This window comes from Microcoleus sp. MOSTC5, assembly GCF_036701825.1.
Classification (GTDB): Bacteria; Cyanobacteriota; Cyanobacteriia; order Cyanobacteriales; family Microcoleaceae; genus Microcoleus; species Microcoleus asticus.
Genome location: NZ_JAUBRK010000028.1, coordinates 70,933 through 95,118, shown reverse-complemented (window position 1 = coordinate 95,118; position 24,186 = coordinate 70,933). Strand labels below are relative to the sequence as shown.

Here is a 24,186-nt window from a genome sequence, read left to right as displayed (position 1 = left end):
ATAATCAGTTACACTAACCAAGGGGTTAGGCTAACCGTCCCTGGATTTTTAATCCATTTAGGTTAAACGAATCGCACCCGAATATTTTTAATATAACCTGTTATAAATGCGCTCGCGTTAATCGAAAATTAGGAAGCAACAAACGTTTAATAGCCTCAACAGCGGTCATACTATAGATAAATATCTAAACTGCCCTTTGAATATTTTATTGAAAGCTTTGAGATATGCCTCCACAGCAAGCGAGATTTCCTCATTTCAGATTGTGCCATACACAGTAAATTCGATAACTCTAGATTTACCGGGTTAAACGTATCTGCTAGAATTGATAGGGTTCTGTCGCGCAGCTTTTATGATTGACGAGGAAAAACAGCAAGATCGAGATCCTAACTCAACTGGGGAAACCCCAGAGGGTTCGCCAATGGCAAGCGAAAATCCGCCGGCACCAGCAAACTCGAACGGATCAGCAGATTGGGAGCTCGAACTTGCTCGAGCTTATCAAAGTGCTCAGGCCGATCGCCCGCCAGCAAACGCACCAGGGCCTACCGTCACCGGCAGTTCCACCAACAGCCCGACTGCAGACGCGGCGGAGTCATTGAAGAAGGAACTGGCCCAGGCAACAGATGAAAAAGAGGCTTTAAAAACTCAGTTGCAAGCGGCATCCGCTCAACTAGAAGAGCTGAAAAATCAAAATCTCCGCCTAGCAGCAGATTTTGAGAACTTCCGCAGGCGCACCCAAAAGGAAAAAGAAGAGCTAGATTTACAGGCAAGGTGTCTCACGATCAAACCCCTGTTGCCGGTAATCGACAATTTCGAGCGCGCTCGATCGCACATCAAGCCGCAAACCGATGGCGAAATGAACATTCACAAAAGCTACCAAAGCGTTTACAAGCAAATGGTAGATAGCCTCAAGCAAATCGGGGTTTCTCCGATGCGCCCCGAAGGCGAACAGTTTGACCCCAACCTCCACGAAGCTCTACTCAGCGAGCCAACTGACGAACACGAGGAAGGAACAATTATCCAAGAACTAGAACGCGGCTACATTCTGGGCGATCGCGTCTTGCGGCACGCCAAAGTGAAAGTTGCAGCGGCTGGGCTATCTGTGGTAGCCTCAGATGAAAATCCCGATAGTTCGGAAAGTTAATCGGGATACAAGCTACTGCATTCCTCAAAGTCACTAACCCCCGAATTCTATTCGGGGGCCCCAAGGCGGCAGATTAACCAAATTCTTAATTGATGACTAAAAGCAGGTCAGCGCTTTCTCAAAAAATTCGGAAAAACGTTTTTACCCGTCTTTGATATTGCCTTAGGACATCTAGTTTATTTCCTACAAATCTGGTCTGGTGATGCTTGTTTGAACAAGCTGAGTCGTTTTTCCTCCCCCAACTTGTAGTTGGAGGTTTCCAAACATCCCACAAAGTTTTATGAGGCGCTATGGGAAAAATTATTGGAATTGACTTAGGCACGACTAATAGTTGTGTAGCTGTGTTAGAGGGCGGTAAACCTGTCGTGATCGCCAATTCCGAGGGCGGCCGCACAACTCCGAGTATAGTAGGATTTGGCAAGGCGGGCGATCGCTTAGTAGGTCAATTGGCCAAGCGGCAAGCTGTAACTAATGCTGTAAATACTGTCTACAGCATCAAACGATTTATCGGGCGACGGTGGGACGACACGGAAGAAGAACGAGCCCGGACTCCCTATACCTGCATAAAAGGCAAAGACGACACCGTTAACGTCCAAATTCGGAACAAGGTTCACACTCCCCAGGAAATCTCGGCAATGGTACTCCAAAAGCTAAAGCAAGATGCTGAAGCTTATTTGGGACAAACTGTTACCCAAGCAGTAATTACAGTGCCAGCTTATTTCACAGACGCCCAGCGGCAAGCTACTAAAGACGCCGGTACGATCGCGGGTCTAGAAGTCTTGCGGATAGTCAACGAACCGACGGCGGCCGCCCTTTCCTACGGGCTTGACAAGCAAAATATAGAACAGAAAATCTTAGTTTTTGACCTAGGAGGCGGTACTTTCGACGTTTCGATCCTGCAACTGGGAGACGGAATTTTTGAAGTCAACGCTACCTCCGGAAACAACCATCTCGGAGGAGATGACTTTGACGACTGCATAGTCCAGTGGCTGGTAGAAGCTTTCCGGACTCAAGAAGGCAGTGACCTCTCACAAGACAAAATGGCCTTGCAGCGCCTCCGAGAAGCTGCGGAAAAAGCGAAAATCGAACTCTCCAACCGGGAATCCACCTCAATCAATTTGCCCTTCATCTCCTCTGACGACAAAGGGCCGAAGCATTTGGAAATGGAACTCTCCAAAGCTCAGTTTGAAAAACTGGTGGCTCATTTGGTGCAAGCGACGATCGATCCGGTGACTCAAGCGCTCAAAGACGCAAGTTTGACCCCGAAAGATATAGACAGAATTATTTTAGTGGGAGGCTCAACCCGGATTCCGGCAGTTCAAAAGGCAATTAGCAAGTATTTTGGGGGCGTTGCTCCTGATAAATCGGTCAATCCCGACGAAGCTGTAGCGGTAGGTGCGGCAATTCAAGCCGGGGTGTTGGGCGGTGAGGTCAAAGATTTGCTGCTGCTTGACGTGACCCCGCTCTCTCTGGGACTAGAAACGTTGGGCGGGGTGTTCACCAAAGTAATCGATCGCAATACAACTATTCCCACGAGCCGATCGCAAATGTACAGCACGGCGGCAGACGGGCAAACCTCGGTAGAAATACACGTGCTCCAAGGCGAGCGGGCATTGGTTAGAGACAATAAAAGTCTCGGCAAGTTCCTGCTCAAAGGCATTCCCGCAGCCCCCCGCGGTGTACCTCAAATTGAAGTTACCTTTGAAATCGATGCCAACGGCATTCTCAAAGTTGCCGCTGAAGACAAGGGAACCGGAAAAGAACAAAGCATCCAAATTTCCAATACAGGGGGATTGAGCGAAACCGAAGTCGAGCGGATGCGACAAGAAGCCGAACTTTACGCCGACGAGGACATCAAGCGCGCTCTACTCGTCGAACTCAAAAATCAAGCTGACTCCCTCGTCTATAATTGTGGTGTAACTTTAAAAACCAACGCGCAACTGCTGAGCGACGACCTCAAGGCCGAAGCGGAAACAGCCGCAGCAGCCTTGCGGGCAGCGATGACTAACCCCGATATCACAGTCGAGGAACTCACGCCCGCAATCGAATCTTTCAAGCAACTGCTATACTCGCTCGGGACAGCAGTCTACGACCAAGCCCGCAGCGGAGTAGCCCCGTCAGGGGCTGTTGTTGAAAGCGAGATGATGTCAGAAGTAGAATCAGAACCACAAGAGGTTAAAGCGGACGACGACAGCATTTTGCTGACAGAAGAGCTGCTGGTGGCGCCCCAAGCGCAGCCGGAACCAAAGCCGGAACCAAAGCCGAAACCAAAGCCAGAACCAAAGCCAGAACCAAAGTCGGAATCAAAGCCGGAACCAAAGCCGGAACCAAAGCCGGAACGACAGTCAAAACGACAGCCAAATCCACAGTCAAATCCACAGTCAAAACAAAAACCGAAGGTTCCCGAACCGGAAGTTGATGATATGAATCCTTTCCTTTAAAACTGAAAAACTAAAAATTAAAAGTTAAAAATTCTCATTGTTAATTTTTAATTTTTAATCTGTAATTTCAGGAAAGGTCGCCCGTTTCTTTTTCGTACACTTTTTGTTATTTACCTCCAGGCAAGCAGCTCTATGGCCGGTGATTACTATGAAATATTAGGCGTTTCTCGTAGCGCAGACAAAGAAGAAATTAAGCGTGCTTACCGCCGTCTAGCTCGCAAGTACCATCCAGATGTCAACAAAACAGACGGTGCTGAGGAACGGTTTAAAGAAATTAACCGCGCCTACGAGGTACTCTCAGAGCCGGAAACCCGCGCCCGTTTTGACCGGTTCGGCGAAGCAGGCGTGAGCGGTGCAGGCGCTCCGGGTTTCCAAGACTTCGGCGACAGCTTTGCCGATATTTTTGAAAGCTTCTTTCAGGGTTTTCAGGGAGGTGTCGGCGGCCAACAACAGCAAGGTCGCAGGCGCAGCGGGCCGGTGCGCGGAGACGATTTGCGCCTCGATTTGCGGCTGGATTTTCGGGAAGCAGTGTTTGGTGGGGAAAAAGAACTCCGCATCAAGCACCTAGAAACCTGCGAAACTTGCACGGGTACCGGGGCAAAACCGGGCACGAGACCCCAAACTTGCTCGACTTGTACCGGCAGCGGTCAAGTCCGACGCGCTACTCGCACTCCTTTCGGCAGCTTTACTCAAGTTTCAGTTTGCCCCAGTTGCAACGGCACCGGGCAAGTGATTGAGGACAAGTGCGAAACTTGCGGCGGCCGGGGCCAGAAAGAAGTGATGAAAAAGCTGAAAATCACAATTCCGGCTGGGGTTGACAACGGTACTCGCTTGCGCGTTTCTAATGAAGGGGATGCCGGCAAACTGGGCGGACCGCCCGGGGATCTTTACGTGTTCTTGGCTGTGAATGAAGACCCGCTATTTAAGCGGGACGGTATTAACGTTAACTCGGAAGTTAAGATTAGTTATTTGCAAGCAATTTTGGGTTGCCGGTTGGAAGTGGAAACCGTAGACGGGCCGACGGAATTGTTGATTCCTACCGGAACTCAGGCGAATACTGTTCTGACTCTGGAGAAAAAAGGGGTACCTCGGTTGGGAAATCCAGTCAGTCGCGGCGATCATTTGATTACCGTGTCTATTGACATTCCTACTAAGGTGACGGCTGAGGAACGGGAATTGCTGATGCAGCTTGCTAAGCTGAAGGGCGATCGTACCGGTAAAGGCGGTTTGGAAGGATTTCTGGGAAATTTGTTTCAGAAATAAGGAAAAAGTGAGCGCAATTGCGCTCACTTTTTCCAGAAAAAATAATAATCTGTGTCGAATGGGACGCAAAATTTCGATAAAAAATAACAATCTGTGTGAATTGGACACAAAATTTTAGATTTTCCAGTTTCCAGGCAACTTGTTTAAAAAACTAAGGCTTTCAGGATTTGAGATTGCAAAAAGCATTATGAATTCAACATCCAAAATTGAAAATCCTAAATCCCCAGATGCCAAAATCGATCTGCGGGGCACTCCGTGTCCTCTCAATTTTGTCCGCACTAAGCTCCGCTTGGAGCAAATGGCACCTGGTGCTGTTTTGGAGGTGTGGCTGGACGCTGGAGAGCCGATCGAACAAGTGCCCGACAGTCTGAAAATGGAAGGCTACCAGATTCTCGAAACGCAATTTATCGCGGATGAGCCGGAGTCGGGTTTTTTTGCCATGAAAGTGCAGCGCCCAGAACACCAGGAAGCAGGATGAGCCTGAATTCGCCCTCGATCGTGGGTACTGTAATTGCTGTTCAGGCTAACTTCTACCAAGTGAGGTTAGATCCCGAGGCCTCCATTGACGGGAAAAATGCTCCCCTCGCTGATTCTCCGATTCTCCTGTGCACTCGTCGCACTCGACTGAAAAAAATTGGCCAACAGGTGATGGTGGGCGATCGCGTGGTGGTAGACGAACCGGACTGGACTGACCGCCGGGGTGCAATTTCTGAAGTCTTCCCGCGGCAAACAGAACTCAACCGCCCGCCTGTAGCTAATGCCGATCGCATTCTCCTCGTTTTTGCCCTCGCCGAACCCGACTTAGACCCCGCATCATTAACTCGGTTTTTAGTCAAGGCAGAATCTACCGGTTTAGAGGTGAGTTTGTGCCTGAACAAATGCGATTTGGTCACGCCCGATGAGTTGGAACAGTGGCGCGATCGGCTTTCAGGCTGGGGCTACGAACCAATGTTTATTAGCGTCCGCAGCGGCGAAGGAGTCCAGGAAGCCCCCGCTAACGGTCAAAATGAAGTTTCTGCATCGGAACCAGCTTTTCATGACTTAGTGGAGAAAATAGAGCCATGTATGCTGAGTTCTGAGGATAACTCCCAAGTTCCAAATTCGGTCAAGCCGTTACATCCGTTAAAGCCCGTACATAGCCCGTTGCCGAACTTCCTTCTGGGCCACTTACAAGGGAAAATAACCGTAATTTGTGGCCCTTCTGGGGTTGGCAAGTCCAGCTTGATAAACCAACTGATCCCGGCCCTGAATCTGCGAGTGAACGCTGTTTCCGGCAAACTCGGCCGCGGGCGCCACACGACTCGCCACGTCGAACTATTTGAACTCCCCGGCGGCGGACTGTTGGCCGATACTCCGGGCTTTAATCAGCCGGCTCTCGAATGCGATCCCTCAGAGTTAGCTCAATATTTCCCAGAAGCGCGCCAGAGGCTGGCTTTGGGTAGCTGCCAGTTTAGCGACTGTTCGCACCGAGACGAGCCTAACTGTGTCGTGCGGGGCGGTTGGGAGCGCTACGATTATTACTTGAATTTTCTCGAAGAGGCGATCGTCCGCCAGCAACAAGAGCAAAACTCTAGTAGTGCTGAGGCGAGTTTGAAACAGCAAACCAAGTCGGATGGTACGCAGCAATACGAACCGAAGCTGCAAACTAAAAAATATCGCCGCTCTTCCCGCCGCCTTCAACACCAGTCGCTGCAAGATATGTGTCAAGATTTAGACGAGTTGTGAGGAATTAGTCGATCGCGATCGATCGATCGACCCCGGAGCACAGTACATTAATAGCTAAAATTAAATGGCCTTAAATTTGTTAAAAAAAGTTCAACAGAAGCCAAGCGCAGCCGGTTATGCAGGAGTAAAAATACTGTGAATATTCAAGAACTGTTTCAAAAAGGCGGCCCCGCCATGTGGCCCCTGTTGGTGTTATCGATTCTATCTTTGAGTACGATTATCGAGCGCTTGTGGTTTTGGGCGAGCCTCCTGAGCAAAGAAAAGCAGATTGTTAACCGCATTCTTGATGCGGCTCGCAGCGATTGGGGGGCGGCTAACGAGATTGCCAGACAAGCTAACCGACAGCCGATCGGGCGATTTCTTTCTGCACCCCTGCGGCTCTACAATCCCGAACCAGATTTATTTCGACTCGCACTCGAAGCTGCCGCCGATGAAGAGTTGGCTTCGATGCGCCGCGGTGACAAAATCTTAGAAGCTACGATCGCTCTAGCCCCTTTGCTGGGGTTGCTGGGAACAGTTTTGGGCTTGATTAACTCGCTCAGTTCTATCCGTCTGGGCGACATCGGCACGTCGGCAACAACAGGCGTAACTTTGGGGATTAGCGAGGCGCTGATCACGACTGCTAGTGGGATGGTAGTAGCAATTTTTACCTTGGCGTTTTATCGGATATTTCAAGCTTTTTTGTTCAACCAGGCAAAAATATTTCGCAAAGCTGGAAATGAACTGGAATTGCTTTACAGGCAATACTGGCCTGCCGCTAATGCTAAGGGTCGATCGCCCGGTGCAGAATACAGCAATTCTTCCTTTGGTTCGGATGGTTTGAACAGGCGTTCTCTCAATTCTCAAGAATCGGGAGAACGGAACCGGGAGCCGAAATTGAAAGGTTCCGATCCGGCAGAAGATTCACCTTCTAATAATTAAAACTCCTGAGAACTGATGAAGATTAATCTAGATACTCCTGCTGAAGAGGCTCGGATTGAACTGGTGCCTTTAATTGACGTGATATTTTGCATTTTGACGTTTTTTCTGCTGGCCGCTTTGCAACTGACTCGCCAGCAAGCAATTAATGTCGATTTGCCTAAAGCGAAGACTGGACAAACCCAGATGCGAGAGATGCTGATTGTCAGCATTGACGATTTTGGGCAAACTTATATCGACCAATTGCCTGTTAATTACCAACAGCTCGATCGAGTTTTAAAGAGTTTCCAAACCCAAAATCCTGCGGGGTTGATAGTGCTGTACGCTCCTCAAAATGCTAGATATGCCAAAGTTGTCGAGGTTTTAGACAAATTGAGAGAGGTAGGGGGCGATAGAGTGGCCCTAGCAACTCTTCCTAGTTCGGCTCCCTCCCCATTGCCCAATACCTCGCTTCCCAATTCTGGCATTCCTGCTGCACCTGCGATCGGCAATTCCGGTCAACCCCTGCCGTCTCCTGTGGCTCCGAGGCAGCAGCAGTTGAATCCCAATCAGTTTCAATCTCCTCTCCCCGCTCCGGGACAGCAGCAGTTAAATCCCAATCAGTTTCAATCTCCTCTCCCCGCTCCGGGGCAACCTAGCAACTTTGGGACAAATCAGGCTATTCCTCCTGTTTCGCCTGCACCCGCTGCTCCCAATTTCAGACCCGGAGCGGCCACTCCACCCCAGGATGGTGGCTCATCGAATTAGTTAGAAGGAAGAAGGGAGAACAGAGGAATAGAAATTCTCCCCATCTTCCCCTTTTCTCATCTTCCAATCTTCCCCTCTCTTCATCTTCCAATCTTCCCCTCTCTTCATCTTCCAATCTTCCCATCTACTCATCTTCCAATCTCCTAATCTCCCGCTCTCCTCATCTCCCCCTCTCCCCCTCGCCGAGAGAAGCTCCGTCCGATTTGGTATAAAGGGCTTCAATTCTTTTGGTTCGTACTGAGCCTTTTTTCTCTTGACAAGTAGATACAGTTGTATATGCCTGCGGAAGGAACTTTTGCAGACATCTTGGCATCTCTATCCCTAAGTAAGCTATTTCCTGGGACAGATGGTGATTTTGTCAAACAATTGTTACCTTTTGTAATATATACTAAAGCGAGATAGGCCATCGGGCATCCCGAAACCAAGGGTCGATCGCTGAAACAATTTACAAATCTGGTTAATCCAGGTGTTCACTTTTAAGTCACCTTTACTTACAGAGGAGTCAAAGTCATGAGCCAACCAGCAGAATTGTCTTTGGAACAGCAATTTAGCCTGTGTTCCTTCAAAACACAGGTAAGTGACATGAGCCGCGAACAAGCTCAGGAGTTTTTGGTCAAGCTTTACGAGCAAATGATGCTGCGGGAAACCATGTACCGCCATTTTCTGAAACATCATTGGGGCCTAGAACCAAACCCAGGCGTTGAGTAGCAAAGAGTCGCAGTCGGCGACCTCTATCTCTTACTCTCTTCCCTCAGGCGGAAAGGAGTTGGGGGTGATGGGGCGTCACTCGAAAGCAGAAGGAAGAAGGCTTTAGTTATCTACCTGAGAAGCCAGAAGCTACAAAATCAAGGGTTTCAGCAATTAACAACGTCCTTAAGCGTCGGGCGTGGTTGCTATAGAAGGTAGAAAGCATTTGCACAGACTCATCGTCCATCAGAAAACTTTGACAGTTTTTTTCTTGATTCGACTCTATATGGGAAGTCGATCGCAGCAATCTATTGAGTGGCATAGAAAGATACCGCAAAAATAATTTATCGCGGTTCGACTCAAAAATTTGATAATTTTTGATCGTAAGTGTGAACTTTTTAACAAAATAAAATATTTGTCTTTAGTTACAGCGGATGAGGTTTGACAAGAATGGCGCTAGTCGGACATCTGAGCGGGATCTCCGACTACCAAAACCTTCAATTTTCACATCAAAACCTCGAACTCGCAGGTGGTAACTCTAGAAAAAGCTATTCCGACTGACGTTCCAAAGTAGCCTCCATCGTACTCGTCAAGTAATGACCAGACATGATGCCGCTAGAGTGATAGTAGCGGTTGTGATCGACGCGATGCAGGGTATCAAAACCCGTCCGCCGTTGGCGTTCGTCTCCCAGTACCCAGTAACGCTGGACGATCGACTGGGGAGCAATCCAACCTTCGCCCTCAACCCGACCGAGTTCGCTGTGTTGGAGGACAAAAGTATACTGCCGTTCATCGCTGTTGAGGTGTCCTCGGTACTGCAAAATAATCTCTTCGCGATCGCCTCCAGGAAACACGAGCTTCGTCACCATACTGAACCAATCTGTTCGGTTCCAGCTCACTAAAGTTTTGCCTTTAACCGTAATTGGCACGCCATTGCGCTCAATCCAACTTCCTTCGAGCGTCCATTGGCCCGATTCCATTAAAAACGTGTGAGCCACAGTGCTGTTCCTATGCTTTTCCTGCTGGCTACAATGCTGGTGCAACAACGCACAGCCGTTGTCCCTCAGACTCTATGCTATCACGCCCAACTGTGCCAACAAGAGTTAATTTCCCCTAAAAGTACCGATGTCCGGGCACCAGTAACTTGAGGCAGATTGCCGGGAATGCCCCGAACCCGCCATGCGGCTAAAACCGCGAAAGCGATCGCCTCTTTAAAATCTACACTCAAGCCTGCCTCAGAAGTAGTCAACACTTGCACTGGATGCAATTGAGATTGCAATCGGCGTTTTAAGTAGAGATTGTGGCTGCCGCCCCCGCACAGTAAAACTCGATCGGGCATAGCCGATAAAAAAGTTTGGTAACTGTGAACGATCGACGCAACAGTCAGTTCTGTCAGAGTAGCCAGTACGTCAGCAGGACTGAGGTTGTAACCTTCGGCCTCGACCAAACACCGGTCAAAATAGTCTACACCAAATAACTCTCGCCCAGTAGATTTCGGCGGTGCTTGGCCGAAGAACTCTTGGGCGAGCCAATCATCGACTAAAGCTTGACAGGGAGTTCCCTGTGCCGCCCAAGCTCCACCTTCGTCGCAAGTCTTAGTGCCGCCTGAGAAGTGCTGCACTGCCAAATCTAACAAGGAATTCGCCGGGCCTGTATCCCAGCCCGAGATGCCATCCCCAAGATTGAAAATCTCCGACTCGTCCTTGTTTTCACCCTTTCCCGTGGCAGGAAGATAGGTAACATTGCCAATTCCGCCCAGATTTTGGATGCAGAGGCTGATGTTGGGTTCCGCCAGCAGGCAGGCATCAACTATTGAGACTAAGGGTGCTCCTTGACCCCCTGCTGCAATGTCTGCCGATCGAAAGTTACTCACAGTAGTAATGCCTGTCAATTTCGCAATTAGCGCGCCCCGCCCGAGTTGCAAGCTGTAGCCCATCAACCCGCTGGCGCTGTCTTTCTGCGCTTTCCCTGCAGGTCGGTGGTAGACGGTTTGACCGTGAGAGCCAATTAATTCGGCTTTATCATATTCTGCTTGAATTGTCAAGGCTGCCGTGGCAAATTCTTGGGCGATGGCATCATCTAATTCGGCTAGTTCAGCCATTGACAAAGCTGAGCCGCTGCAAACCGAGAGAATTTGCGATCGCAAATTAGCAGGATAAGGGAAAGTCTTGCCACCCACCAATTGCACTTTCAAGTCTGTTTGGGAACCGACCACATCCACCAAAGCAGCATCAATGCCATCCACCGACGTGCCGCTGATCAAACCGATAACGCGGGTCATTAAATTTTAGATTTTAGATTTTAGATTTTAGATTTTCCGGGGGGTTGCCCGATTTATTTGAGGTCGATCGTCACGATCACCACAGTAATATTATCGCGTCCCCCTTTATCCTTAGCTGCTTGAATCAAAGCAGTTGCAGCGCCCTCGCAGGCGCGAATCGACTTCAGAGGCGAAGCAATCAAAGGATCGGAAAGTTCCTCAGTCAAGCCGTCGCTGCACAGCAGCAAGCGATCCCCAGGCTGCACGTCCACCGGCAAAATATCTATTTCCCGCACATCATCGCGGCCCAAACACTGGGACAAAACGTGACGCCAAGGATGACTGCGAGCTTGGTCGGGAGTTAGGGCCTTTCTTTTCACAGCCTGAGCCACCCAAGTCTGGTCTTCAGTAATCTGCTCCAAGCGAGAGCCGTGCAGCCGGTACAAGCGAGAGTCTCCGATATTAGCGCACCAAGGTCGGTCCTCATCCCTAAACATGAGAACCACAGCCGTAGTCCCCATATCAGCACGCTCGGGGTGGTCTAGCTGATCCGTCAAAATTGCTTGATTGGCAATTAAAAAAGCCTTTTCCAACAACAGCGGAGAATCCTCAGGCCCTTCCCAATGTTCGAGCAAATAAGATTGAATCGCCTGAGTCGCAATCCGGCTGGCTTCTTGACCTCCGGCGTGTCCTCCCATTCCGTCGGCTACTATGAAAAATCGCCCGTCAGAGTCAATGTAGTATGAATCCTGATTTACTGAACGAACTAGCCCTGTGTCTGTCTTACCTGCGAAAGAGCGTTTCATAGATTGCCTGATTGGACTCATCGAACTTAAAAGCTTGATTGAAATGGTGCAATGTTTTCTTCCAAAACTTAAATCCCGAAGGGAACTTGAAATTTCTGCCACCTGCGATCGCGAGTTTTGGAAAAATTGTACTACCTTGACCTCATATTGTAGATCGATATCATGGTAATCCCGTCTTAAAATTTCGGTAAATCCAGTAAATTAAGCACCACGGGCAAAAAAAAACAGGATTTATACAAAAAATCAGAGGTTTAGCTGGCGAGAAATCTACGAAACGACGGGGTTTTTAGCGTCAAAGCGTGTAAGTGCTCTAAATTTTAGCAATGTGTTGTCAGCCAGCCAAAACTTAACATTCGAGGTCAAATTTTGGCTGGCGAGAAATTTCCAACCTGAAATTTCAAATCCCAAATTGCACAATTATGACATCCTGTCTAAACGATCGATCCGCTTGAACAAACGCAGCAGAGCAAACCCTGCACCCGCCGCCAGCACTGCCACAGCCACAGCCGGCCAGACTTGATTGCTAACAAACAAAATTGTCGCCGACAAAGTAAAAGCACTCATCAGCAAAGCATAATTCGTGCCCATTTGAGCGCTGCTCATGCGGCGAAGCAAGCGCTCTGTTTCGGCCGAACGGACGCGAATCCGCAAATCTCCCTGTTCGAGTTTATCAATAGTCTCCTCAATCCGGCGGGGCAGACTCAAAGCAGTCGAACTCACCTGAGCCGCCTGACGGCCGATTTCGTTAAAAATGCTGCTACCTGTATCAGGGCCATTTCCATTACTCATAAGCTGCATGGCAAAAGGTTGTGCCACCTCCATAAAGTTGAACTCGGGATCTAAACCTCGGCCTACCCCTTCGATGGTAGAAAAAGCTCGCATTACAAAAGTAAAAGTAGCTGGGAAGCGAAAAGGTTGGTTGTAGGCAATATCGTAAAGGTCGTCCGTAATCGCGCTCACCGACTGATTTTCAAAAGGCTTGTCCATGAAGTTGTCCAGCATATACTGGATCGATCGGCGCACCGGACTCATATCACCCGTAGGCACCAAAGCTCCCAACTCGATGAGAGAATCCATAATCCGCTGTCCATCCTTAGAAGCAATGCCGTAGAGCGTCTCCATCAGTCCTTCGCGGACGTTCGACTTGATTTGCCCCATCATGCCAAAATCGTAGAAAATCAGACAACTGTCAGCACTAACAGCGATGTTGCCGGGATGTGGGTCAGCGTGGAAAAAGCCGTCGTTGAGCAACTGGCGCAAATAAGCTTTTGCGCCCAACTGAGCGATTAACTTACGATCGATACCGGCCGCTTCCAAAGCTTCGTAGTGGCTGATTTTAATTCCCGGCAGGTATTCCAAAGTCAGCACTCGCGGAGCCGCGTACCGCCAATAAACCCTCGGCACCCGCACCCAGTCACAGTTGCTAAAATTGCGGCGAAAAGTATCAGCATTCCGGCCTTCATGGATATAGTCAATTTCCAGCCAGAGAATGCGACAGCATTCCTCATAAATCCCCATCCAATCTCGGCCGTGACCCCACTTAGGATGGTTTTGAAAGTAGCGGGCAATTCCCTTAAGAATTTGCAAATCGATCTCGAACAGCTTCCGCAGTCCCGGTCGCTGCACCTTGACCACCACTTCCGGGCCCGAATGCAGTTGAGCTTTGTGTACCTGACCCAGACTTGCAGCGGCCAGGGGCACCGGGTCAAAGCTGCGGTAGAGTTCTTGAACTGTCTTGCCCAAATCTTGCTCGACAATTACCTCTAACTGCTGGTAGCTGAAAGCAGGCACTTTATCTTGCAGCTTAGAAAGTTCCTCGACAAACTCTGCCGGGAACAAATCGGCACGAGTGGAAAATAACTGCCCAACTTTAATGAAAGTCGGTCCCAAATCCAAGAGTGTTTCTCGAACCCAGATAGCTTGAAAGCGGCGTCTGGCAACTTTCTTTTCTTCAGTCACGCCTCCCCAGTAGCTCCAATTTTTGCTGTCGAGCCACAGCGAAGCCAGCCAGAGCAAGACAAAGGCCCAAATGTCGAAGAAGCGCCGCTTCCGGGAGTATTTTTCGCGATTCCAGCGATAAGCTTTACTTTTGTAGGATTTATCAGCAGTTTTTGGCTCATCGCCTGCGCCAGCGAGCTTTTTGGAGCGCTGGCGATTAACAGAGTCATCAAGGAGAGCAGACACTTGGGTTCCCAAATTGCTTATTTTATGTTTTGGCTTTGATGGCAGATAGGAGCGCAGGAGCGCAGTGCTTTGCGCTCGCGTAGTCGTAAATAATAGTTGTGGTCGGAGCGAGCGCTAGGGCAAACTGCTGCGGTAGCGCTGCAATTGGGAGCGCACCATTGCCACTTCGGCGCGCAGCTCGTCAATAGTCGCTTGCAGCTCTGCGGGATGAATGTCTTGAATCGTTGTGGTTGCAGTGCCAGTTCTGGTCTGCATTGCCTCATCCGCAGCTTTGTTTGCCCGTTCCACAACTCGATCGGTGAACTGTCGCAGGCGTTCTCTTTGTTCTGCGTCAAATTTACCGAGTTCAGAGAAAGCGTTGGTTGCTGCGCTTTCTAATTGCTCGTACAGTGCTTCGGCAAGTGCTCGGCCTACAAAAAAAGCATGAACTGGGGGTTTACTCATAAAAAATCTCTGTGCGCTTCCGCAACAAATTATAACTTGCTTGTCCCCGATGATGCTTGCTCCCAAAGGAAGGAAGTTTGGGGTAACGGACAATCTCACCCCTTTGTCGGGGATGGGATTCTTGAGAGTTTGAACAGTCTGAGGCGCAATGACTCAGCCAAAAAGCCTGGCTGACATTCGCTAAAATTTGAGGTTGGGGTTGCTTTGTACAAAAATGTTTGCAGCTTGGCAACAGTAATAAACGACATCACACTACCTCAGCGTCGTGCACGTATTATAACATAATTTAAATCACAATATCCAAGAGTCCTGCTTTTTTTTGAGGCAGGCATTTGGATGGCAGAGGTAATAGGAAATATTGGATAAACTCAGACCGCGACTGTTGGAATTTTCAGATTCTACAGAATGTTTTGTGAGATAGTCATTGGCTAGCAAAAGCATTATTATCTCCACTACTGAGCCGATATTTTATGGCTCATAAAACCAAGTATTTGTCCGCACTTGTAACCAACAAAAACAATACTAATTTGTCGCAGGTTCAGGAAAAGGCACAGTGGGATCTGCCACAGGGGGTGGTGAGTAAGGTGCGATCGAACTATCTGAATTGCTGCCGCTGCTGCTCGGTATCGCAGGCTCAGGCGATCGCTCGATCGGCGACGCTATTACTGGCGGCGGGGATTCCGAGGGTGGCAAGGTTTCAGGACTAGCACTCTCAGGGGCAGGCGGGGCTGGTGCGGAGGGCGGTTCTGCGGGCAGGGGCTCAACTTCCGGTACCGGTGCGGGTTGTGGTTGGGGTGCTGGCTCGATTTGGGTTTGAGGCTCCGGAATGGGGGACTCAGAAGGCTGCTCTTGGGGCTCGGGCGTCGGGGATGGCTCAGGTTCCGCTTCGGGCTCTGGAGCTGGAGTTTCCGGGCTTGGGGACTCTGAAGGTTCGGCGCTAGTTTCTGAGGGATCGATCGGTTCGGGAATGTTGCTGTTTTCTAAGGGGGGTTTGGGGAGCTTGTTGAGTTTGATCGGGTAGAGAGGGCTGCTTTCGACAGACGGCTGCCGGAACATCGGCCCTGACAAATCGCGGGATTTGAGCAAATCTTCGAGAGATGGGAAGGATTCAATTTGGGGTCGATTGCTGCTGAGACTGCTGCTGTAGCGCCAAGCCAGGTCAAAACCCATCCAGCCTGCAATTGCAGCCGTTACGACAAAGGCAAGCAAAGTCAACGGCAGCGGGGGAGGTGCAGGCAATCGCATAGTTTGCTTGCCTTTTCTGTTTGCTGATACTCGCTCTGTTTCTTGCAGCATGGTGAGCCAATTTTCCACTGTCTGAGGGCGGTTGTGGGGGTCGATTTCGAGTCCCTGAAGGATGGCTCGCTCGATTCCCGGGCTGAGATTGGGCTGAAATTGCCGCAACTCGGCCAGGGGAATGCGATCGCGCAGGGGTGCTGCTACGGGCGCCACGCCGGAGAGTAAGTAGTAGAGCGTGGCTGCGATCGCGTAGATGTCTGTGGCCGGTGTACATTTACCGTCATAGAGGTATTGTTCAATCGGCGCGTACCCGGGCGAGAGCAAGTTAGTGTGCGTTTGTTTGGTGCCGGCGGTAAAGCCTCGGGCAATGCCGAAGTCTATTAACATTACGAGGTGAGAATCGGCTCGCCGGATAATATTTTCTGGCTTGATATCTCCGTGCAGCAATCCGCTGTGGTGAACTGTACTTAAGGCTGAGGCTATTTGCCGAATGTAGTGCAAAGCCTGGGCTTCTGGCAATGGCCGATCGGTTTCTACTATTTGGGCGAGAGTTTTGCCCGGAATGTAGTCCATTGCTATAAAAGACTGTCCGGCTTCTTCAAAAAAGTCGATTACTCTGACGATGTTGGAATGCTGACACCGCGACAGGCGTTGGGCTTCGGCAATAAACTGCTGCTGAAATTGGGCAGATTCTGGGTGTTGGCGCAGGCTTTCGTTGAGGGTTTTGAGTACGACGGTTTGGTTTAAATGGGTGTGGATAGCTCGGTAAGTGATGCCGAACCCTCCTATACCTAAAGTCGCGTTAATTGTGTATTTGCCCTGTTGCAGGACTGTTGCTGGCGCTAAGTTCATCTTCAGTTGATGCCGTTTCCCCAACTATGCTACCGCCTTTGGGTTATTTCGCAGAGTTGGGCGTGAGGTTCGATCGATCTGCGCCCTTGTTTTAGCTTTAGCTCTGCTATGTCTTTAATCTTTGCATCCCCACGTCATTTTATCTGTAGTAGGTATTGCGAAACTTAACGCTACGGCTTTCCAATAAAAATCCCGCTCTTGTGGAACGGGAAAGCCATCAGGGTGCATCTATATGATATGACTCTAACTCATGGGGGGTATAACCCCTCCTTACTTTAGCAACTCTTTACAATTTGCCGATTTTTGTAAAGATTGAGGTTTTATATTGACTTATGAGCAATTTTGTGGATTCATGAATGGCGATCTTGATCTTGAAGAAATAAAGAGCGTAGAAACTATGATTAAAAATGAAAAACACTATGAATACACTCAAGAATGCGCCCGAAAAGTTGAAGATTTCATCTTGAAACTTAAAATTATCAGATAAAGGCATCACAAATATAATGGTCAATCGCCTACTGATTGAAGATGCTGACATTTATTAAGTCAAATGAGTTTCCTCTGAATCATCAGAACTTTAAGCTCCCTTACCGTGCTTCGGCAAATGGTGCAGCAAATACCATAATACGGCTATATTTGCGATAAATACCGCTAACTTAATTACCGTGAAACCCTCAACTAACTCATAAATTTCAGGCGGAATACTGATGCCTACTAGCACTAAAACTAAAATTGTTGCCCAACCTTTTTCGTACCATAAACCTACTGCTTCCAAAACAGTTAAAACTGCATAAACTCCGGCAGCTAGTCCGCTAAACAGTAAAGTTTTAGGCTGGATTTGTAGAACTTTGTCTAATAAAAATTCTACAATCTTCAGTTTGGTTTCTAATAAATAGGATTCCGAAAAATCCTCCAAGGCTTGATGATTTTTTAGTGCAAAAAGCAAAGCGAGCGAAGTTACTATCAAGAGGAAAGCCACAAAAGTTTTGTAAAGGACAATTGCGATTAAACCAGGAGCGCGCTGTTTTTTCACCTTAATTCTCGGAATATCAATAAAGTGCGATCGGCTTGTTAGCCTGTTTGGGGTTGAAAAATCAAAATTTAGTAGAGTGTGTCAGCAATTAGCTAATCAATTATAGAAAAATAACGCGCTGCTGACGCACTCTACTAAGTTTGAGGATAACGTTCTGCTAAGAAAGAGATAGCAGCAGCCCGATCGCCCAAATCGCCATCCAACCTCGCAGCCAACAAACCATCCAACATTCGTTTAAACCCAGGCCCAGGCTTATAACCCAAAGCCTTCAAATCGTTGCCATTTAAAGGCGGCTCAACATTCGCCCACCTGGTGAGATATTCCCAAATTTGGCGGCGTGCACTTCGCGGACTTTGCAGGGCGATCGCAATTAACACCGGCAATTCATAATTCCTCAACAGCAACACCAATTGACTCGGCAACTCGCATTTAGGCAAATTCTCTGCTAACTGCTTCTTTCCGGCTTCCAAAACTTCCAGCCGCTTAATGCTGTCAGCAGGTAATTGAAGATTTGCAGCCACCTTGCCGCGATATTCCGGTGCTAAATAAGCTATCAAAACTTCCAGCCGCATCTGCCAATCGGGAATATTGATAATGGGGAATGGGGAATGGGGAATAGGGAATAGGGAATGGGGAATAGGGAATGGGGAATTGTCTCTTCCTTCTTCCTTCTTCCTTCTTCCTTCTTCCTTTTCTTCCTTCTTCCTGACATCCGTTACATCCGTTACATCCGTTACAGAATCCGTTGCCGAACTTCCTTCTTCCTTCTTCCTTCTTCCTTCTTCCTTCTTCCTTCCATTCAAACACCGATCGAGCAAACGCAATTGCCGCCACAACTCCCGATCCAACTCCAAACTAGGATGAATGCAGCGCAAAGCCTGCAAATCTCCCAGCATTTGCAAAGCAACTTTCCAGTAAGGAGCTTGCAAAATGTATTTTAATTCGCTTTTGAGCCGAGTTTCCAAAGCCGGAGCTCGGCCGTTTTCCCCCTGAATGCGGTAATAAATCCCGCTGGCCAAAGCGTGGCGGATGTATCCTTCCGTCTGCGGCTCAATTTCAAATCCCAACCGCACCGCAAACCGCACAGCGCGATAAATTCGCGTCGGATCTTCGATAAAACTGTTGGCGTGCAAAACTCGAATTTTCTTCGCTTGCAAGTCCAGCAAACCGCAAAAAAAATCTAACAATTGGCCGCTGCGAGGAACGCCCAACCGCACAGCAAGCGCATTAATTGTAAAATCCCTGCGGTACAAATCTTGGCGAATCGAACTCGCTTCAACTTCAGGATTTGCAGCCGGATAAGGATAAAATTCAGTACGAGCAGTCGCGATATCGACCCACAGGGAGCCGAAAGGAGAGTCTTTGTGCCACAAAAGTGCGGCGGTTTGAAATTGACCGTGAACGTCCAAACGCGATCCCGGATATAGTTTTTGCAGCGATGAAGCTAACTCGACACCAGCACCGGAATCGTCGGAACCGCACTTTCCATCCACAACCAAATCAATATCAGTTAGCGCCAGTTTATCATCGGTTGCTAAGAGTAAATCCCGGACGGCTCCACCAACCAGATAAAGTTGCCAGCCGCGCTGTTGGGCAAGATTGGCCGCGATCGACAATAATTGCCATAATTCGGGACTGATGCGCGATCGCAACAATTGCTCAACCGATTCGGGCACGGGACAATCAGAAAATTTTGCACTGCTTCCCCTGTCTCGTGCTTTTTGCTGGTGCAATTCCCGCAACACGTCAGTCCGGGTAACAATTCCCACCAGTTGACCGTTTTCCAATACTGGCAAGCGCCCGATATCGTATGTCACCATTAAAGATTCAATTTCCGGCAGCAAGGTATCCGGGGCGATCGTTTTTAGCTGCGGAGTCATGTAACCCTTCACCGGGGCGTGACTGAAACCGTGGTGCAGGGCAATGTCAATGTCGCGTCGCGAGATAATGCCGGCGAGCCGATCGCCCGCATCGACCACAGAAAGCCCCGAATGTCCGTAACGTAGGAGGATGCGGTGAGCTTCCCCCACCGATGTTTCTGGGCGAATACTCCGCACGGGAGACGACATTAATTCGCGCGCTGTCGGAGGGTGGGGAATTTGAGTTTTGAGTTCGTCAGCTAACTGATTTAAAGTCAGCAAGGGGTCAACATCGCGGGTGGCGAGGGAAGCGGCGCGGGCGTGGCCTCCGCCGCCGAAGGGTTTGAACAATTCGCTGAGGTTTGTTCCTTCGATGCGCGATCGACCGATAATAGTTAATCGATTGGAAACAGGCGATTCGGGATCGATGTTGCGGTTGTTTTCGTTTTCGCTAAATTTATAAACATTACCTAAAAGCAGAGCATCGGTTTCAGTCAAATCGAGCAAGCGAGAAGCCAGCGAAGAAAGTCCGGGAACGTATGATTCAGTAGATAGCAGCACCCAAGCTACGCTGTAACCGTGCAAAGTTTCCGATCGCAAATTATTCAGCGCTTCTCTCAGCAAATCTTGCAATTGAGGAGATAAACCGGGTTCTACATATTCAGCGATTACCCCCAAACTCGCTCCTTGTTCCATCAACCAGGCCAAAGCTATTGCATCTCGCGCAGTTGCGCCCTCAAAGGTGAGAGAACCTGTATCGACGTGGATGCCGAGGGCCATTACTGTTGCTTCCGAAGGGAGAAGGCGGAAGGGTGTGTCGCTGTTTTCTGCTTGATTTTTGAGCTTTTCGACAATTAATGTCGTGCTGGCTCCGACTGCTTCGATCTGCGTAACAGTAGCGGGGATGTCTGAATGCGCCTCTAGGTGGTGGTCGAAAACAGCAATTTCGCTCAGGTGTGGCAAATCCAGCCACTCGGCGGCTTTTCCCAAACGATCGCGCTGGGAGGCATCAACTATAGTAATCGATCGAATTTGTTGGGGATTGACCGATCGGCGTTCAATCAGCGGGTACTCGTCGCGGTGTAGCGCCAAAAAATCCCGCACGGTCGGGTGAGACCCGCCAGTAAGTACGATCCTGCTACCTGGGCGCAGCACGCAAAGTCCCACCGCCGCCCCCAAGGCGTCAAAATCTGCTGTTGTGTGGCACAAAACTAAGTCCATAGTCGAACATCCCGCATCTCTAACTCAAACAGTAGCAATTTCTCGCCCTCTGAAACCGGATGTGTCGATCGGGCTTTAACTTAACCTTTCCAGTTTTCTGTCGTGTAGCGAACAATGATAAAATTGATCGAAATCTCAAGAGCCGCTGACGCCTGTTCGCGCAACGCCCGAATTTGCACTGGTTCTTTCGTATCAATCAACCGACAATTTCTCGATCGACTATCGGGAAACTGTCAAAAACTAGAATTTGGAAGATTTTTTCGGTTCTGGGAAATTATTTCCGATCAACGCACGGTTATATCGAAAGGAGAAAAGATGTTATCAATTTTGTTTCAAGTCGTTTTACTGGGTCTGGTACTGCTGTCTTTTGTAATGGTCGTTGGCGTGCCAGTTGCTTATGCCTCTCCCCAAAACTGGAATCAGTCTAAATCCCTGATTTATGCTGGATCTGGTCTCTGGTTTTTGTTGGTTATTGCAGTGGGTGTATTGAACTTTTTAGTCGTTTAATTTCACCCAACCCTATCAAATAAAGAAGGTAAAAGATAGAAGGATGAAGGCATTCACCAGCGATTGAAAGGCATTCGGCAGAAGCTAGGAATTTTCCAGACCGCGCGACCCTGTATGTTTTTGCACTTGAGATTCAGATGAGATGCTGCTACTTTCTGACTTTTGCCTTCTCACAAACAAAAATCTAAAATCTAAAACCTAAAATCTAAACTAGAACACTATGACTGTTTTCGAGGGAACTTTTACTCAAACAGAATCTTTGCGGTTTGCTATAGTCATCGGTCGTTTTAACGATATGATTGTAAACAAACTTTTGGAAGGATGTCAAGATTGTTTGAAACGCCACGGAGTTGATATCAATCCTCACGGTAATCAAGTTGATTTTTATTGGGTTCCGGGATGTTTTGAGATTCCTTTGATTGCTCGTCAAGCTGCTCTTTCTCGTCGCTACGATGCGGTAATTTGTCTGGGTGCGGTAATTCGGGGCCAAACTCCTCATTTCGATTTTGTGGCTGGTGAGGTTGCTAAGGGAATTGCTGCTGCTGCTTTTCAGACAGGGGTGCCGGTGATTTTTGGGGTAGTGACGACTGACACGATGCAGCAAGCTTTGGAAAGGGCCGGAATTAAAAGCAATTTGGGCTGGAATTATGCGATGAGTGCTTTGGAAATGAGCACTTTGATGCGTCAAGTTAATGGTTTGGGCGTAAACTCTTACGGTCAATTAGCTAGTGGGTCTGCTGGTCAAGTGCTGTCGGGCGAACCAAGTCTGGCGCTCGCCCCCGATGTATCGTCCGATCAAATCCCCTTGTAAGTTCGGCTAGCAGTATTTTTAAGCTAAAAAAACCTCAAGATTTGCATCGGGAAAAATCTTAAGACTCTTGTGGGGTGGTGATTATGCCCGCCCCCAAGGTAAAAATTCCACTCTCGGCCGATCGACAAATTAGACCAATATCTTGCCAATTGGAAATGAGTGTGATATCATAAAAAGTTCTTAGAAATAGCGCAACACTAACTATTACTGCATGGCAACGAAGCCAACGATCGCATTTACTCACCTCGGCTGCGAAAAAAATCGCATCGATACCGAACACATGATTGGCTTGCTGGCTCAAGCGGGCTATCAAGTCGATTCTAATGAAGAATTAGCCGATTATGTTGTAGTCAATACTTGCAGTTTTATCCAAGCGGCGCGAGAAGAGTCAGTCCGCACCTTGGTAGAATTGGCAGAAGCTAATAAAAAAGTAGTCATCACCGGCTGCATGGCACAGCATTTTCAACAGGAATTGCTGGACGAATTGCCCGAAGCAGTCGCAATAGTCGGCACTGGCGACTATCATAAAATCGTCGATGTTATGCAGCAGGTGGAAAAGGGCGATCGAGTTTCCCTCGTCTCCTCAGAACCTACTTACATCGCTGACGAAACGACTCCCCGCTACCGCACCACATCGGAAGGTGTCGCGTATCTGCGGATAGCAGAAGGCTGCGACTACCGCTGTGCATTTTGCATTATCCCGCACTTGCGCGGAAATCAAAGGTCGCGGACGATCGAATCTATCGTCGCCGAAGCTAAGCAATTGGCATCGGAAGGGGTAAAAGAAATTATCTTAATTTCTCAAATTACCACCAACTACGGCAAAGATATTTATGGCGAACCAAAACTAGCCGAACTGCTTCGCGCTTTGGGTGAAGTAGATGTACCTTGGATTCGGATGCACTACGCCTATCCTACAGGTTTGACTCCGCAAGTTGTCGCAGCCATCCGCGAAACACCCAACGTTTTGCCGTATTTGGATTTACCCCTGCAACATTCCCATCCCGAAATTCTGCGGGCGATGAATCGACCTTTTCAAGCCGGGATCAATGATGCTATAGTCGATCGGCTCAAAGCAGCAATTCCCGGTGCGGTGATGCGGACAACTTTTATTGTCGGCTTCCCGGGCGAAACCGACGAACACGCAGCACACTTGCTGGAATTTGTCAAGCGCCACGAATTCGATCACGTAGGAGTTTTCGTATTTTCGCCAGAAGAAGGAACCCCAGCCTTCAGCTTGCCCCAGCAAATACCTGCAGAAATAATGGAAATGCGGCGCAATTCGGTAATGGCGGCACAACAACCTATATCATTGAAAAAGAATCAAGAGTCTGTCGGTCAGGTAGTTGATGTCCTGATAGAACAAGAACAACCAGAGACAGGCGAGTTGATTGGTAGATCCGCCCGATTCTCCCCAGAAGTAGATGGACTCGTCTATGTGACAGGAGAAGCGCGGCTGGGTTCGATCGTATCTGTGAAAATTACTGGTGCAGATGTCTACGACCTCTACGGTCAAGTGTAAGTGTTGCTGGAACAGTCGCGATCGGCGGTGTGGCGAACAAAAACCGGACACCAGCCAAAAATGATTAGCGGATTGTGCAGCAAAAGTAACGGTTTGTACAATATTGTGCAAAGATATCTAGCAAAGGGGTTATAAACCTTTAGTAGCCTCTCTGGCAATCGACGCTCCCCGTCGGGGTGCGGTAATCTCTACAGAACATCGGCAAATTTTAACGAATTTAATGTTTTGTTTCTGAATGTAAAGAGTTATGATGATAACAAGCCAGAAATAAGCGGGGATAATTTGAGATTGCTTCGCCGTCCGCCATACACCACAACGGTATCCCGAAAGAGTGTTGAGATGGATAGGCGGTAACGGTCGCCCCATCCCCTGCTCAATCCCGCAGGCGACGGATTGCGGGATAGCGCCTGAACCAAACAACCTGTTACTACTATGTAGTTAAGTGGGGCTGGTCATGATCCTCACTATAAAATGCCCTAGAGGGAAAGCTTGCAAGTACCTCAAAGGAAGTCCAATGTCCTATTTT

General features: G+C 48.8%; 20 protein-coding genes. 11 read left to right on the top strand and 9 right to left on the bottom strand.

What is annotated here, in order from left to right; translation table 11 throughout:
• Positions 1 to 349: 349 nt before the first annotated feature.
• The 8 genes from grpE to QUA54_RS17245 all read left to right on the top strand — a co-directional run bounded on the left by grpE (position 350) and on the right by QUA54_RS17245 (position 8,943).
• Complete coding sequence (gene grpE / locus QUA54_RS17280; protein ID WP_333415583.1) at positions 350 to 1,141, top strand: nucleotide exchange factor GrpE; 792 nt, start codon at positions 350 to 352, stop codon at positions 1,139 to 1,141.
• Between the two features lie 290 nt (positions 1,142 to 1,431).
• Positions 1,432 to 3,582 carry a molecular chaperone DnaK gene (gene dnaK, locus QUA54_RS17275; protein ID WP_333415582.1) on the top strand — a complete coding sequence of 717 codons (2,151 nt, stop codon included), beginning with the start codon at positions 1,432 to 1,434 and terminating at the stop codon, positions 3,580 to 3,582.
• A gap of 132 nt (positions 3,583 to 3,714) precedes the next feature.
• A complete protein-coding gene (gene dnaJ, locus QUA54_RS17270; RefSeq protein ID WP_172190929.1) occupies positions 3,715 to 4,845 on the top strand; it encodes a molecular chaperone DnaJ in 1,131 nt (376 codons plus the stop codon).
• Between the two features lie 187 nt (positions 4,846 to 5,032).
• Entirely contained in the window at positions 5,033 to 5,323 is a 291-nt protein-coding gene (locus QUA54_RS17265) for a sulfurtransferase TusA family protein (RefSeq protein ID WP_333415581.1), read from the top strand.
• Complete coding sequence (rsgA, locus tag QUA54_RS17260) at positions 5,320 to 6,570, top strand: ribosome small subunit-dependent GTPase A (protein WP_333415580.1); 1,251 nt, start codon at positions 5,320 to 5,322, stop codon at positions 6,568 to 6,570. The genes QUA54_RS17265 and rsgA overlap by 4 nt, the downstream gene beginning before the upstream one ends.
• Before the next feature lie 135 nt (positions 6,571 to 6,705).
• On the top strand, positions 6,706 to 7,491 hold the full coding sequence (locus QUA54_RS17255) for a MotA/TolQ/ExbB proton channel family protein (RefSeq protein WP_333415579.1): 786 nt from the start codon (positions 6,706 to 6,708) through the stop codon (positions 7,489 to 7,491).
• 15 nt (positions 7,492 to 7,506) lie between these two features.
• Complete coding sequence (locus QUA54_RS17250; protein ID WP_333415578.1) at positions 7,507 to 8,235, top strand: biopolymer transporter ExbD; 729 nt, start codon at positions 7,507 to 7,509, stop codon at positions 8,233 to 8,235.
• Positions 8,236 to 8,745: 510 nt separating this feature from the next.
• Positions 8,746 to 8,943, top strand: a complete 198-nt coding sequence (locus tag QUA54_RS17245) for an NblA/ycf18 family protein (RefSeq protein WP_006635253.1) — start codon at positions 8,746 to 8,748, stop codon at positions 8,941 to 8,943.
• Positions 8,944 to 9,049: 106 nt separating this feature from the next.
• On the opposite strand, the gene QUA54_RS17240 is transcribed toward QUA54_RS17245, so the two are convergent.
• From QUA54_RS17240 to QUA54_RS17200, 9 genes are all read right to left on the bottom strand, one after another.
• Positions 9,050 to 9,244 (bottom strand): hypothetical protein, encoded by a 195-nt coding sequence (locus QUA54_RS17240; RefSeq protein ID WP_333415577.1) that lies wholly within the window; start codon positions 9,242 to 9,244, stop codon positions 9,050 to 9,052.
• Positions 9,245 to 9,470: 226 nt separating this feature from the next.
• Entirely contained in the window at positions 9,471 to 9,920 is a 450-nt protein-coding gene (locus QUA54_RS17235; protein WP_172190924.1) for a hypothetical protein, read from the bottom strand.
• An 80-nt stretch (positions 9,921 to 10,000) separates the two neighbouring features.
• Positions 10,001 to 11,203, bottom strand: a complete 1,203-nt coding sequence (locus QUA54_RS17230) for an anhydro-N-acetylmuramic acid kinase (protein WP_333415576.1) — start codon at positions 11,201 to 11,203, stop codon at positions 10,001 to 10,003.
• A gap of 53 nt (positions 11,204 to 11,256) precedes the next feature.
• Positions 11,257 to 11,988 (bottom strand): protein phosphatase 2C domain-containing protein, encoded by a 732-nt coding sequence (locus QUA54_RS17225; protein WP_333193012.1) that lies wholly within the window; start codon positions 11,986 to 11,988, stop codon positions 11,257 to 11,259.
• Between the two features lie 417 nt (positions 11,989 to 12,405).
• Complete coding sequence (locus tag QUA54_RS17220; RefSeq protein ID WP_333415575.1) at positions 12,406 to 14,172, bottom strand: AarF/ABC1/UbiB kinase family protein; 1,767 nt, start codon at positions 14,170 to 14,172, stop codon at positions 12,406 to 12,408.
• Between the two features lie 114 nt (positions 14,173 to 14,286).
• Positions 14,287 to 14,616, bottom strand: coding sequence for a DUF6825 family protein (locus QUA54_RS17215; protein WP_172190920.1), 330 nt, complete (start codon positions 14,614 to 14,616; stop codon positions 14,287 to 14,289).
• Between the two features lie 522 nt (positions 14,617 to 15,138).
• The gene (locus QUA54_RS17210; RefSeq protein ID WP_333415574.1) at positions 15,139 to 16,707 is read right to left on the bottom strand and encodes a serine/threonine-protein kinase; all 1,569 of its coding nucleotides are present in this window, start codon (positions 16,705 to 16,707) and stop codon (positions 15,139 to 15,141) included.
• Between the two features lie 577 nt (positions 16,708 to 17,284).
• Positions 17,285 to 17,740, bottom strand: a complete 456-nt coding sequence (locus QUA54_RS17205; protein ID WP_333415573.1) for a DUF2127 domain-containing protein — start codon at positions 17,738 to 17,740, stop codon at positions 17,285 to 17,287.
• 134 nt (positions 17,741 to 17,874) lie between these two features.
• Entirely contained in the window at positions 17,875 to 20,820 is a 2,946-nt protein-coding gene (locus QUA54_RS17200; RefSeq protein ID WP_333415572.1) for a CBS domain-containing protein, read from the bottom strand.
• A 315-nt stretch (positions 20,821 to 21,135) separates the two neighbouring features.
• Here QUA54_RS17200 and psbZ point away from each other — a divergent pair, with 315 nt between their 5' ends.
• From psbZ to rimO, 3 genes are all read left to right on the top strand, one after another.
• On the top strand, positions 21,136 to 21,327 hold the full coding sequence (psbZ, locus tag QUA54_RS17195; RefSeq protein ID WP_015177377.1) for a photosystem II reaction center protein PsbZ: 192 nt from the start codon (positions 21,136 to 21,138) through the stop codon (positions 21,325 to 21,327).
• A 220-nt stretch (positions 21,328 to 21,547) separates the two neighbouring features.
• Entirely contained in the window at positions 21,548 to 22,138 is a 591-nt protein-coding gene (gene ribH, locus QUA54_RS17190; protein WP_333193026.1) for a 6,7-dimethyl-8-ribityllumazine synthase, read from the top strand.
• A 211-nt stretch (positions 22,139 to 22,349) separates the two neighbouring features.
• Positions 22,350 to 23,660 carry a 30S ribosomal protein S12 methylthiotransferase RimO gene (rimO, locus tag QUA54_RS17185; RefSeq protein WP_333415571.1) on the top strand — a complete coding sequence of 437 codons (1,311 nt, stop codon included), beginning with the start codon at positions 22,350 to 22,352 and terminating at the stop codon, positions 23,658 to 23,660.
• The last annotated feature ends 526 nt before the right edge of the window (positions 23,661 to 24,186 follow it).